Below are 12490 nucleotides of genomic sequence, written 5' to 3' on the forward strand. Positions count from 1 at the left end.
TCTTTCGAAATCTCATCAGCCTATTGAACAAATCCTTGCCTTGATTGATGATTCATTAGCTTTTCGTTGACAATAAGTCTAACACAGAATCTATACCTTGCATAATATATATTTTAAATTGCACTGATAAAAAATTTTTATGAAAACAAAAAAAAATCACACCAGATGTGTGATCATAACTGTTAATTTATCTGATGCTTGTTTCTTAAAACTAAGATGGACTCTACTAGCAAGCAGCATATAGCCAAGCCAAAGCCAGTAAATACTCCAAAATATTCTGTGATGGTACTCATTAGAAAAACAGAAGCAGAAAAGGCCAATGTAGAGACAACTTCAATAACGGAGTAAACATTCACAAGTTCCTCCTCATCAACCGATTCCTGTAATAATACACTCTCAGGGACTTCCTTGATTTGAGATAGAAAACCAATTACTAGAGATAGGAATAGAAAAATAGGTGCATTTGGAAATAGCACTATCAACAGAGTTACTAGTGCTGTCGCTAACAAAGAAAAGATCATAGTCTGATATTTATAGGTAACAACTTTCTCTGCTAGACGGAAGATAATAGCTCCTCCCAAGATAATCCCCAAGGAATAGGAGGTATTGACGTAGCCCCAATAGCTTTCTGACCGATGTAAAATCTCAGTCACAAAAACAAGTAAAACAGAAGATACCCAGATAGCATTAGCTAGAATTTCTAAAAGATTGGCTCGGACAATAAAGCCTAATCTTGATTCTTTAGCCACCAATCGCCAACCTTTTGTTAGAGTCTCAAGACTTGTTTCAGAGGACAACTCTTCTTTTTCGACTAGTGGCAAACCGAACATCAAAATCGTCGAAAGTGTAAACAAGACTAACACAATGAGCAGGCTAGGATTCATTCCCAGACTCGCAAATAAGAAACCTCCTAGGCCCCAACCAACGAGTTGTACACTTTCTCCACTCATAGAAATAGCTGCGTTCGCTTTAGCTAAATCACTTGCATAGCGTGGAACAATCGCATAGGAAACAGGTGCTGCAAAACCATCCAAAACGGAGATTAAGGTAACAATAGCATATAAAAGAGGGAGGGAAATAGTTTCAGATTGCTTGAGTAGAAAAAGTAAAATCGCTAGCAGAATCGTCTTACCAAATTGAGTCAAGAAAAGAACACGATTTAAAGCTAGTCTCTTCGTTACTAATGGAACTAAGAAACTGGCTAAAAAGGAGGATAGACCAATCAGAATTGGCACTAGGGAGGTTGAAATAACCGAACCAGATAAGACAAACACATTTGCAATCACAACAACTCTAAAAAAGACATCTGCTAGATTCGCAATCGCCTGTGAAACCATTAGTTTTCGAATATCTTTTGACATATACACCTCCAGTTTATTTTTCTTTCTCACATAGATGAAACAAGACATATCAGAACAAAAACAGATTTATGCTGACTATTATACAATAAATAAAAGTGCAAATAAAGAATATCATAAAAGAGGTACTCTTGAATTTCATTCATCTTATGACATAATACTCTTCGAAAATCTCTTCAAACCGCGTCAACGTCGCCTTGCCGTATATATGTTACTGACTTCGTCAGTTCTATCCACAACCTCAAAGCAGTGCTTTGAGCAACCTGCGGCTAGTTTCCTAGTTTGCTCTTTGATTTTCATTGAGTATAAAATAAAAGACTAGCCCTAGTAGTGAAAAAACTAGCATCTCACAAACAGATGCTAGTCTTATCTATAAATGGGAATATCAACCATACATTATTTATCAAAATACTTCTTAGTCTCAGCGATAACAACTGGTGATAAGGCTAAGAGTGCAATCAAGTTTGGTAGAGCCATGAGGGCATTAACAATATCCGCAATGACCCAGACCATATCCAGCTCGATAAATCCTCCCAGCAAGACCATGAGTACAAAGACAACACGATAAAGCCAGATAAAGCGAACGCCAAAAAGAAACTCAAAACAACGCTCTCCGTAATAGTTCCATCCCAAAATCGTAGTAAAGGCAAAGAGTACCAAGAAGATTGTTAGAAGAGCAGGTCCAAAGAAAGAAAATACTGTAGAAAAAGCTGACTGAGTTAGAGCAACACCATCTAAATTACCATTCCAAACCCCAGTCACCAAGATTGTCAAACCAGTCAATGTACAGATAATCAAGGTATCAATAAAGGTCCCTGTCATGGAAATCAAACCCTGCTCCACCGGTTCGTTGGTCTTAGCTGCCGCAGCCGCAATGGGAGCTGAACCCAATCCCGACTCGTTTGAGAAGACACCACGCGCCACACCATTTTGAATAGCAGTTCGGATACTGGCTCCTGCAAAGCCTCCTACTGCAGCCACTGGACTAAAAGCTGATGTAAAGACCAAGGCCAGAGTTGCAGGGAGTTTCTCGATATTAAAGAAGATGACTGTCAAAGTTCCCAAGATATAGACAATAGCCATAAAGGGAACAACTGTAGTTGACACCTTAGAAATAGACTTGAGCCCACCAAAGACTGCGATCCCTACGAAAATAGATAAAACAAGTGCAGTAATTGTCGGATCAATACTAGCCGTATTTTGCACGGATTCTGTAATGGAATTCACCTGGGTAAAAGTACCAATCCCTAAAAGTGCAACTAGTACTCCAGCTACAGCAAAGAAGATTGCAAGGGGACGCCATTTTTCGCCCATCCCTAGAAGGATATAGTGCATCGGTCCTCCTGCTACCGCACCATGATCATCCTTGGTTCGATATTTGATAGCAAGTAGTCCTTCTGCATACTTGGTTGCCATTCCAAAGAAAGCAGCCACCCACATCCAAAAAAGAGCCCCTGGTCCTCCAACCTTGATAGCCGTTGCGACCCCGATGATATTTCCTGTACCAACAGTTGCTGCTAGGGCTGTACACAAGGCAGCAAAGCTGGAAACATCACCATGTCCCTTGTCTTTGGTAAAAATAAGCTGGAAGGCCTTACGAAGACGCAAAATTTGTAAGAGTCCTAAACGAAGAGTTAAATATATTCCTGTACCAACCAATAAGATCAAAAGGGGTGGTCCCCATACCAGAGCATCCAGCTCTTTTAGCAAATTTAACATACCATTCTCCTATCTATTCAACCCCAAAAGAAAGAGTACATGTTAAAAACATGTACTCTGGAATGCATCGATAAATGCTAAAAAGCGCTCTATCATTGCTCTGTCCTTTTACCTGAGAGTTTGAGCAGTTGCCTGCCTTGCCCCTTCGGTGCCTTTACGGTCTCTCCAGAGTTCCGTCCATTTACAGTCATGAAAAATCAAACGATTTTCCACTTCTATTAAACTTCATTCGGTGTTGTATTTAATTTTTTCTTATTTTACAAGAAAATTTAGCTCTTGTCAATTATTTTCAGAAAATTTTATTATACTTTTTATGATTTTTGCTTTACTGAAAGTTCTATAATGAAGTTAGCCATCCAGCTCTCCTAAAAATTAGATGCTTCAACTAACTTATAGCTAGTACCCGATTTCATTTGATATGAGGCTTGATGATGTTAAGCTGGTGTCCAAGGCTAAGACTAGCCTTGCTTTAGCTGACAAAACAGCTTCAAGGGGTCCTCTTGTCACATGAAAGCTCTTATAGGCATAAGAAAACAGCTCTGTGTTATACTTGCTGTTCAACCACAAACACAAGAAAGGCACAGAGATTCAAAGCTATTATACTACAAAAGCCAAACATTTGACAATCGATAGCCGTCGCTTAATCGAACGATGGAAAAAGGAAGGGAAATCAAATAGAGAAATTGCCTCTCTACTTGGAAAAACTCCTCAAACTATCCATACTGAAATCAAGCGCGGGACAATTCTGCAATGTGTTGGAAAAGGGCGCTTCAAAAAGGTTTATTCGGCCGACTATGCTCAACAGTCTTATGAAAGTGCTGGCATTAAGAAATCCTCACACATCACGCAAGGAAATCGATATATCAAGCAAGCTTTGACCATGTCGGGATTGATTGCAGCAAATTCTAAGGATCCAGCTTTTTCTTCTTTTTACAATCGAATTTCCCAAAGAGGAAGCAAGATGAAAGCCATCATTGCTTGCGCCCATAAGATTCTCATACTCTTCGAAAATCTCTTCAAACTGCGTCAACGTCGCCTTGCCGTATATATGTTACTGACTTCGTCAGTTTCATCTGCAACCTCAAAACAGTGTTTTGAGCAACCTGCGGCTAGTTCCCTAGTTTCCTACTTTGCTCTTTGATTTTCATTGAGTATCAGAATCATTTCTCCACCAAACAAACTTATCAAAAAGAAAAGGCGCTAGGACTGAGGAAACAGTTCTAACGCCCAAAATAAAAAATTTTCAATTACAGTGTAGCACAGGAAGTGATTTTTTGCGCTTTTTACTGTTTTTTTCAAATAAAATACTAAATTATTTTTAAAAATCAACTTGTGATAATGGCCTTCAAATAAACATTTTGAATTTTCTTTGTCTTTCTTTACATTTCTAAAATGCCGATTGCAGGGATCGAACCTGTGACCTTCGCGTTACGAGTGCGGTGCTCTACCAACTGAGCTAAATCGGCGATTCCACTTATAGTATAGCACTATAAGGACGGATGTCAAGAGATTCTTAACCTATCTTTTTAATCAAAATCTGACAAGGATTCTGAGGTCCCCAAAGTTGCGGAAAAATCTCTAGTTTTTTAAAGCCAAGACTGCGATAAAAGATATTGGTTCGGTCATAATCCTTGTTAGAACCTTCTGCCACAGTTTTTACCTGCAAATAGTCGACTTTTTTGCGTGCTTCACTTTCTAAAGTAGCAAGTAATTGGCTCCCAATTCCTCTACCTTGATGAGCCTTTTTTACTCCGAGACAATCAATCTCTGCACAATCTTCACTAGAATAGGACAAGCTTACAAAGCCAGTTAAATCACTCTCCTGATAGGCAGCCCACACTTGCAAGTCCTTGGCTCCTTCGATATAGGCTTGCGTACTTTCTGGAATTCCAAACCATTCTGGCAAATCCTTTAAAACATCAGCGACAGCTGCCATTTTTTGATTATCATCCTTGACTTCTTCAATTACAAACATCATAAGTTCCTTTCTTGATTTTAGTCCTACTTTACCTCTTACGAACCAGCACTTTCGTAGGCATCTAACCCCCTGTCCCAAAGTTTTAAAGAGATGCAAAAGAAGATAAGAGAAATCAGAATCAAACCACCAATATTCCAGAGCCCATCCTTGTCCTGCAAGAAATAGCTGGCAGGATAGTAGGCCGTAAAGGCGAAAGGAACGATAAAACTGATCAACCAACGAAGAAGTGAATTGTATATAGAAATCGGGTACTTGGCAAAATCATTAAACATATAGAAAATGTAAATCATTGCTCCTGACTGCTTGGTCCAAAAAGCGATGCTGGCTGTCGCGATTTTCAAGGAAGTATAAATCAAGGTCGCAAAAGGAATGCAGACTAGGAAAAGCAGGAATTTGGGAAGAGTCCAAGCAATGCTTGATACAGTTGTCGCTAGTAAAATTCCACCGACCAATAGTTCGCCCAAGGCATCAATCTGAAAGGTCTCAACGAGGATGTGAAAGAGAGGATTGATAGGACGAGTCAGATACTTGTCAAACTCACCTTTTCGCACCAAGCGTTGCCCTAACGCCCAGAGATTGTCAAAAAAGAGATGGTCCAGTCCCTTGGGAATCAAGGAAAATCCATAGATAAAGGCGATTTCTTGAAAAGTCCAACCTTCTAGTGATGGAATGTGTTGAAAAATGACATTGAGAAACAAGAGGTTCAAGCCTTGAGTTAGAAAAACTCCCAGCACACCAACCACAAAATCCACCTTGTATTCCATGATTTGTTTGATGTATTGTCTGATAAAAATCAGATGCATACGTTGATATTTTTTCATACTAACCTCCCTGAATGGTTCTGATAAAAATCAGATGCATACGTTGATATTTTTTCATACTAACCTCCCTGAATGGTAATGAATGACTGGACTCGTTTCCAAATCAACTGAGACAAGCCCACCATCACTAAGAGCCAGAAAAACTGTACCAAAAGCGCCTGAAGAATCTGATTGGTATCGTATTTCCCAACGATAATCATGACCGGAGTGTAAATCAAGGATGAAAAAGGCAGGAAGGACAGAATATCTGCAACAACCTTTGGAAAGAAAACCAAAGGAATCAAACTTCCAGACATAAAAGCCACTATGGAAGTTTTGAGGAGATTGGAACCCCATAGATTTTTAAACACAAAAGCTGAAAACCCAAAACAGATATTAAAGAAAAAATTAATCAGGTATGCCAGCGTCAAGCTAAAAAGATAAAGAACAGTTAAGCCCAACATTTCTACGATTCCTTGTCCAGATAAGATTTTCATCAGCACAATGACACTTAAAAATGGAAGTCCAACAGAGATAAAAATCAACCACTTGGAACCAAGCTCAGTGAAAAGATAGGAGGCTGCAAAATGCACTGGTCGCAACAATCGCATAATAATGGAACCATCCTTGACCTCCTCCCCAATCATAAAGGACGAGTCTGATCTAGTCAGAAGATTGGTCACAAAACTCATGATGATGTAGAGGGTGATATCTGCCATACTGAAACCCTGAATCAAGGACTCCTGCGATGAGTCAAAGACAGCCTTCCAAAGATAAAAAGCCACAAAAGCCCCCATGACATCGCCAATCCGATAGAGAATAAAGTTGACTCGATAGGTAATCAATTCCTGAACACCTGCATTGATAAAGGGTTTATAACGTCTCCACAATTTGACCATCTTAGAGCTCCTTTCGATAGAAGCGACGGATAATATCCTCTATATCCGTATCCACCATCTTCAAATCGCGGATTTCAAAATCAGACAGGGTTTGCTTGATAATGTCCGCCGACTGGTAGCGTGAACTATCAAATTCAATGTTGAGGCTATTTCCTTGTCTATCAATAGACATATCAGGTAGGCCTTCATAGTGAGAAGCGAGATGACTTTGCCCTGGCACTAATTCAAAGGATAGAGTCTTCATCTTGCCAAAGGTCTCCTTGAGCTGGCTCACCGTTCCATCAAAAATCTCCTGCCCCTTATCAATCATAAAAATCCGATCACAAAGTTGCTCAATGTCACTCAGATCGTGAGTGGTCAAGAGAATGGTTGTTTCTTCCTCTTGATTGATCTGGGTAATGGCGCGACGAATGTTGTCCTTGACCGAAACATCCAAACCAATAGTCGGCTCATCTAAAAAGAGAACCTTGGGATTGTGAAGCAAGGAAGCCGCGATGTCCGCCCGCATCCGTTGACCCAATGAAAGAGTTCGCACGGGATCCTTGATAAAGTCCTTCAAATCCAAGACTTCATTCAAAAAGTCCATTCGCTTATGAAAGAGCGAATCTGGCACATCGTAAATCTCTTTCAAGACCGTGTAGGTCTCTTGCAGAGCCAAATCCCACCATAGCTGGGTCCGTTGTCCAAAAACAACCCCAATATCCTTGACATAATCTTGGCGATTGTCTTGCGGAATTTTGCCGTTAATCCGGCAAAAACCAGATGTCGGCTTTAAAATCCCGGTCAGCATTTTGATGGTTGTCGACTTTCCAGCACCATTTGCCCCAATAAAGCCTAAAATTTGTCCTTTTGGAACCTCAAAGGTCAAATCCTTGACCGCTTCAAAGGTCTGCTTTTCAGGATGAATAAAGGAGCGCAAAGCCCCCTTCAAACCTGGCTCCTTGACCGTCTTCACAAAATTTTTCTGAAGATGTTCCACTTCTATCATTGCCATATCTATCTCCCTATGGTAAGGAAGAGCAATATTGTATTATTGACTACAAATATTCTAAATCCTTACTTTCTAAACCTTCTACATTTTATTATTACAAAAGGCTTTATACCAACCTATTATAGTCTAATAAAAAATGGAATGCAAGCGTTTGCCTACAGATTATGAAATTAGAGATTTCTCTCATAAAATAATGGTTTTAATCCAATATTCTGGTTTAATAGTTTTCTGTAAACACAAAAAACCCACCCAATGGGTAGGTTTCTGTTTTATATGGTTAAGCTAGATTAAGCTTTACCTTCTGAACCAAATACGTCGATACGTTCTTCAACTGATGCTTGGATAGCTTTTACACCGTCAGCCAAGAATTTACGTGGGTCGAAGAGTTTCTTCTTGTCGTATTCTGCTTCGTTTGCTTCGTAGTCACGAGCAAATTTACGAGTTGCGTTAGCGAATGCGATTTGGCATTCAGTGTTAACGTTAACTTTAGCAACACCAAGTTTGATAGCTGCTTGGATTTGCTCATCAGGAATACCTGAACCACCGTGCAATACGATTGGGAATCCTGGTACAGCTTCAGTCAATTTTTGCAAGTGGTCAAGGTGAAGACCTTTCCAGTTTGCTGGGTAAGGACCGTGGATGTTACCGATACCAGCTGCCAAGAAGTCGATACCAGTTGCAACCATTGCTTTAGCGTCTTCAATTGGAGCCAATTCACCGTCACCGATGATTCCGTCTTCTTCACCACCGATAGTTCCAACTTCAGCTTCTACTGATACACCATTTGCGTGAGCAAATTCTACAACTTTACGAGCTTTTTCAAGGTTTTCTTCAACTGGAAGGTGTGAACCGTCAAACATAACTGAAGTATAACCAACTTGAATACACTCAAGTGCATCTTCGTAGTGACCGTGGTCAAGGTGGATAGCTACTGGTACAGTGATACCCATTGATTCAACAAGGTTAGCGATCAAGTTGCGAGCAACTTTGTAACCACCCATGTATTTAGCAGCACCCATTGAAGTTTGGATCAAAACTGGAGCTTGTTTAGCTTCTGCTGCACGCAAGATAGCTTGAGTCCACTCAAGGTTGTTTGTGTTAAATCCACCAACTGCATAACCGTTGTCACGAGCTGCTTGGACAAATTTTTCTGCTGAAACGATTGCCATTTTATCAGGCCTCCTGTATATTTTTATGGGATATCCCATTTACATTGTTCATTTTATCACTTTTTAGCAAAAAAAGCTAGTTTTTCCCATACTTTAGATTGAATTTCTTCCAATCAGATTGATGTAAACCCTTTCTTAATCACTTCCGGCTCGGTCTGTGGTAGCTTCATGAAAAATGCTAGGTTATCATCGTCTCTTTCAAAATGATAGTCAATTTCTTCGTTTTCTAATAAACTTTTGACGACGAATAGTCCCAAGCCAGCTCCCTTACTTTGTCGACTAGAAACCGCAAAGGATTGTTCAAATTTATCTTGTTCCTCAAGTGTACAACTGTTCTCAATAAATATCCAGCCATCTTTTACTCCAATTTTTAGATAACCTCCTTGGACAGAGTGTTTCACAGCATTACTGATCAGATTTGAAAGAATCAGCTTGAGTACTGAAGGATTTAGATAAACGTGCTGATCAGTTAGCTGGTTCTCAACTGAGATTTCTCTCTCTTTGGCTAATAAGTCATAGTCCTTCAATAGAAGATTGGTCATATCCAGAAGATTGATTTCTTCCTTCTTATCTCGCAGTTCCTGTACCGAAGAAAGGGATAGGATTTGCTGAACATGATGACTCAAATCATCTACGATCCCCAAAGAAACTCCCAAATAATGGTCCCGATCTTTATAGCGTCCAATATTGGCTTTCATATTCTCCAGAAGAATCTTCAGACTAGCTAGAGGTGTTTTCAGTTCATGGGAAGCACCTCGTAAAAACTCGACCTTCATCTTTTCTAACTGGAGGATGGCTTCATTTTTCTCATGCAAATCCGCAATGACTGTCAAGAGATGCTGATAAAGGCTGTTGATTTGTTCTTTAAGATCGCCAATTTCATCCTTAGAATCCACGCGCAACCTCACTTCTGTATCCAAATCCATCATCCGTCGAGTCACTCGTTTGATTTCCAAAATCGGTGCAACAATAGTCCTAGCATAGATAAAGGCGATGAGGAGCGAAATGATGAAAGACGCTAATAAAGTATAAGGCAGAAATTGAAGACTGATGTCTTCTGCTTCTTTCTGCAAATCCATAGAAGCTAAAAACTGTAAGGTCATCGTCTGACCATCCTTAGTTTGAACTTCTCTTTCCTCAATAACCAAAGAAGCCGTCTGTCGTTCTTTATCAATGGGAAGATTATCCTTGACCTCCAACTTGTCCTGGGTCATTTCTCCCTTGATGGCTCCCTTAATATCGCTACTTTGAGAATAAAGTTCAAGGACTTCCTGAATAGCTTGTCTGTCCTTTCCTTGGAGAGTTTGAGCAATTTCTGTAGCCTTTTGCCCGATGCTCTCCTGACGATGACTTAGATAGGTCGGAGGAAAGAGGAAATAGATGGCCAAATGCAAACAAATGACCAAGGTAGAAAATACCGAGAAGGTATAGATAAAAATCTTTTTAAATAAACCTGAACGTCTCATTTTCTCTCCAATTTATAACCAACATTGCGCACGGTAAGAATACAGTCTAAATCCAATTTTTTCCGTAATTCCTTGATGTAAACGTCAATAACACGATCGAAAGGTACTTCATCTGTCAATTTCCATACAGCATCGATAATCTGAGCTCTAGTCAAAGCACGACCTTCATTTTTAACTAGATAGTCTAGGATTTCCAATTCTTTTGCATTCACAGGAACATTTTGGCCGGCCACTGTGGCACTATAACTGTCAAAATCGACCTTGGTATCCTTATAGGTAAAGCTACGACCGGTATCATAATAACGTTTAAAAATAGCATCCACCCGAACCTTCAACAGAGATAGGGAAAAAGGCTTTTCAAGATACCCATCTGCTAGTGAGGCAAAGGCGCTCATCTTATACTCCTCATCCTGAAAAGCTGTTAGCATCAAGACCGGAACTTGACTGCTTTTTCGGATTTCTGACAAAACCTCTAAACCATTGAGTTTAGGCATTTGAATATCTAGGAGAACCAAGGCAACCTGATGATGAGAAAATTGTTCTAAGGCCTCAAGGCCATCTGCTGCCTGAATGGTTTCATAGCCACAATCCGTCAAGTAATCACTAATTCCCTCACGAATCATGTCTTCATCTTCTACAATTAGAATTTTCATATAAATCCTTTTCTATCAAAAATGCTACCTATATTATATCTCATTTGAAAGAGAATAGGTAGCACGATTCTTATTCACCGTCTATCAAAAGTTCTTTTGGTTGCTTAAAGAGGAGATTGCTTGAAGCAAGTGCCATAACAAGTACTACCAGTACCAATCCAAGAACAAAAACGATAGCAAAGTCTGATGGTTGAATGGAAATATCAAGACTAGAAAGTGTTTTACTAAAGCCGTCAACTTCTGCACCACCACCGAGATTGGAAGCTTGGGCTGCCCTACTTGCCTGCTTGGCCACATCTGATGTGACATTTGCAAGAACAGTATTTCCAATGGCACGAGCAGTATAGTTGGCTAGGAAGTAAGCTGAGATCAGCGCTGGAATAGCAATCATAACTGCTTCTGTGATAAATTGACCTAAAATACTTGCTTGTTTTAGACCAATTGAAAGGAGAATTCCCACTTCTTTGCGACGGGCATTGATCCAAAGTGTCAGTAAGAGACCAAGTAGGAGAACAGAGAAGCTCAAGCTACCCCAGAAGAGAAGATTAGCCATCTTGTACATGCCTGAGATAGATTGTTCGAGGGCAGGATAGTTAGATGAACTCTTAATCAAGCTATACATCTTCCAGTTGATGCCGTTGATAGACCCTAATTCTTGCATGACACTATCTAAGTTCTTATCTCCAGCCACAAAGAAGGTAGCATCGCCATAAATAGCTGTATCTTCTGTATAACCATAGAGTTGGGCTGCTGTGTGAATATCTGTGATAGCTGTATTCTCATAAAGTTCTTGTGAGTAGGTTACAGCAGATTTATTATGTCCATCAAAAAGTCCTTTAATAGTTACTTCTACTGTTTCCTTGGCTCCTTTTTCATTATCGGCATCGTAGATATTAGAGTTAAGTTTAACCTTATCCCCTACCTTCCAGCCATGTTTTTCAGCCAAGTCTTTGTGCATGAGAATTTGGTATTTGTCATCGTTTGTTAAATGCTCACCTTCGACCAGTTTGTAAGAGCCTGACACAAACTTGTCTTCTTTAGAAGAGTCATTTACACCTGTTATCATCAAGCTACTTCCAAAACGTTGAGCTCGATCTGGCGTTAGATTTTTCTTGGTTTCAGGTGTCTCAATCAATTCGTAGCCTGTCAAATCACCGATAGCATTAATCCGTTTGATGTAGGATTCAATAGCCTTATTCTCGGTAATTTTTTTGATATCTTCACCCTTGATATTCCCTGCACCACGTGGAGTTCCTTGGTTGACTCTACGATTGATTTGCATAGAAAAACTATTGGTGATATTTTTAAAGGTTTCTTGAGAAGCCTTAGCTGTCGCCCCCTTGATAGACAAGCCGACCAAACTCAAACTAGCCATCAAGAGAATGATAAGAAAGATCACAAGCGACTTAAAAAATTTTCTTGTGACATAGGCAAATGCGTTGTGTAACATAAGATTC

Annotated in this window: 10 protein-coding genes, 1 tRNA gene, 1 pseudogene and 1 riboswitch; of the genes and pseudogenes, 1 reads left to right on the plus strand and 11 read right to left on the minus strand. The window is 39.8% G+C overall.

Annotation, left to right across the window (positions count from 1 at the left end; translation table 11 throughout):
• Positions 1 to 182 precede the first annotated feature (182 nt).
• Entirely contained in the window at positions 183 to 1361 is a 1179-nt protein-coding gene (locus O3611_RS01060) for a ryptide export MFS transporter (RefSeq protein WP_371607542.1), read from the minus strand.
• Positions 1362 to 1754: 393 nt separating this feature from the next.
• Positions 1755 to 3077 (minus strand): alanine/glycine:cation symporter family protein, encoded by a 1323-nt coding sequence (locus O3611_RS01065; protein WP_371607543.1) that lies wholly within the window; start codon positions 3075 to 3077, stop codon positions 1755 to 1757.
• Between the two features lie 90 nt (positions 3078 to 3167).
• A riboswitch (glycine riboswitch) is annotated at positions 3168 to 3256 on the minus strand.
• 407 nt (positions 3257 to 3663) lie between these two features.
• Here O3611_RS01065 and O3611_RS01070 point away from each other — a divergent pair.
• A pseudogene (locus O3611_RS01070) lies at positions 3664 to 3891 on the plus strand (helix-turn-helix domain-containing protein); the annotation flags it as partial.
• A 579-nt stretch (positions 3892 to 4470) separates the two neighbouring features.
• Here O3611_RS01070 and O3611_RS01075 read toward each other — a convergent pair.
• The 9 genes from O3611_RS01075 to vex3 all read right to left on the minus strand — a co-directional run bounded on the left by O3611_RS01075 (position 4471) and on the right by vex3 (position 12483).
• Positions 4471 to 4543, minus strand: a tRNA-Thr gene (locus tag O3611_RS01075).
• Between the two features lie 47 nt (positions 4544 to 4590).
• Entirely contained in the window at positions 4591 to 5052 is a 462-nt protein-coding gene (locus tag O3611_RS01080) for a GNAT family N-acetyltransferase (protein ID WP_371607622.1), read from the minus strand.
• A 38-nt stretch (positions 5053 to 5090) separates the two neighbouring features.
• Positions 5091 to 5876: an ABC transporter permease gene (locus O3611_RS01085; RefSeq protein ID WP_371607544.1), complete on the minus strand. Its 786-nt coding sequence runs from the start codon at positions 5874 to 5876 to the stop codon at positions 5091 to 5093.
• 59 nt (positions 5877 to 5935) lie between these two features.
• Positions 5936 to 6754: an ABC transporter permease gene (locus O3611_RS01090; protein ID WP_371607545.1), complete on the minus strand. Its 819-nt coding sequence runs from the start codon at positions 6752 to 6754 to the stop codon at positions 5936 to 5938.
• A gap of 1 nt (position 6755) precedes the next feature.
• A complete protein-coding gene (locus tag O3611_RS01095) occupies positions 6756 to 7748 on the minus strand; it encodes an ATP-binding cassette domain-containing protein (RefSeq protein ID WP_371607546.1) in 993 nt (330 codons plus the stop codon).
• Between the two features lie 284 nt (positions 7749 to 8032).
• Positions 8033 to 8914, minus strand: a complete 882-nt coding sequence (locus O3611_RS01100) for a class II fructose-bisphosphate aldolase (protein WP_049549139.1) — start codon at positions 8912 to 8914, stop codon at positions 8033 to 8035.
• A gap of 113 nt (positions 8915 to 9027) precedes the next feature.
• The gene (vncS, locus tag O3611_RS01105; protein WP_371607547.1) at positions 9028 to 10380 is read right to left on the minus strand and encodes a sensor histidine kinase VncS; all 1353 of its coding nucleotides are present in this window, start codon (positions 10378 to 10380) and stop codon (positions 9028 to 9030) included.
• Positions 10377 to 11033 carry a response regulator transcription factor VncR gene (gene vncR, locus O3611_RS01110; protein ID WP_371607548.1) on the minus strand — a complete coding sequence of 219 codons (657 nt, stop codon included), beginning with the start codon at positions 11031 to 11033 and terminating at the stop codon, positions 10377 to 10379. Before vncR ends, vncS begins: the two co-directional genes overlap by 4 nt.
• Positions 11034 to 11103: 70 nt before the next feature.
• Positions 11104 to 12483: an ABC transporter permease subunit Vex3 gene (gene vex3 / locus O3611_RS01115; protein ID WP_371607549.1), complete on the minus strand. Its 1380-nt coding sequence runs from the start codon at positions 12481 to 12483 to the stop codon at positions 11104 to 11106.
• Between the last annotated feature and the right edge of the window lie 7 nt (positions 12484 to 12490).

This window comes from Streptococcus sp. 27098_8_91 (assembly GCF_041432385.1).
Classification (GTDB): domain Bacteria; phylum Bacillota; class Bacilli; order Lactobacillales; family Streptococcaceae; genus Streptococcus.

What these genes read in the sequence shown, in the direction of transcription:
- O3611_RS01090 (WP_371607545.1), bottom strand. Translation starts at nt 6,754, where the DNA reads ATGGTCAAATTGTGGAGACGTTATAAACCCTTTATCAATGCAGGTGTT.
- O3611_RS01100 (WP_049549139.1), bottom strand. Translation starts at nt 8,914, where the DNA reads ATGGCAATCGTTTCAGCAGAAAAATTTGTCCAAGCAGCTCGTGACAAC.
- vncS (WP_371607547.1), bottom strand. Translation starts at nt 10,380, where the DNA reads ATGAGACGTTCAGGTTTATTTAAAAAGATTTTTATCTATACCTTCTCG.
- O3611_RS01085 (WP_371607544.1), bottom strand. Translation starts at nt 5,876, where the DNA reads ATGAAAAAATATCAACGTATGCATCTGATTTTTATCAGACAATACATC.
- vex3 (WP_371607549.1), bottom strand. Translation starts at nt 12,483, where the DNA reads ATGTTACACAACGCATTTGCCTATGTCACAAGAAAATTTTTTAAGTCG.
- O3611_RS01065 (WP_371607543.1), bottom strand. Translation starts at nt 3,077, where the DNA reads ATGTTAAATTTGCTAAAAGAGCTGGATGCTCTGGTATGGGGACCACCC.
- O3611_RS01095 (WP_371607546.1), bottom strand. Translation starts at nt 7,748, where the DNA reads ATGGCAATGATAGAAGTGGAACATCTTCAGAAAAATTTTGTGAAGACG.
- O3611_RS01080 (WP_371607622.1), bottom strand. Translation starts at nt 5,052, where the DNA reads ATGTTTGTAATTGAAGAAGTCAAGGATGATAATCAAAAAATGGCAGCT.
- vncR (WP_371607548.1), bottom strand. Translation starts at nt 11,033, where the DNA reads ATGAAAATTCTAATTGTAGAAGATGAAGACATGATTCGTGAGGGAATT.
- O3611_RS01060 (WP_371607542.1), bottom strand. Translation starts at nt 1,361, where the DNA reads ATGTCAAAAGATATTCGAAAACTAATGGTTTCACAGGCGATTGCGAAT.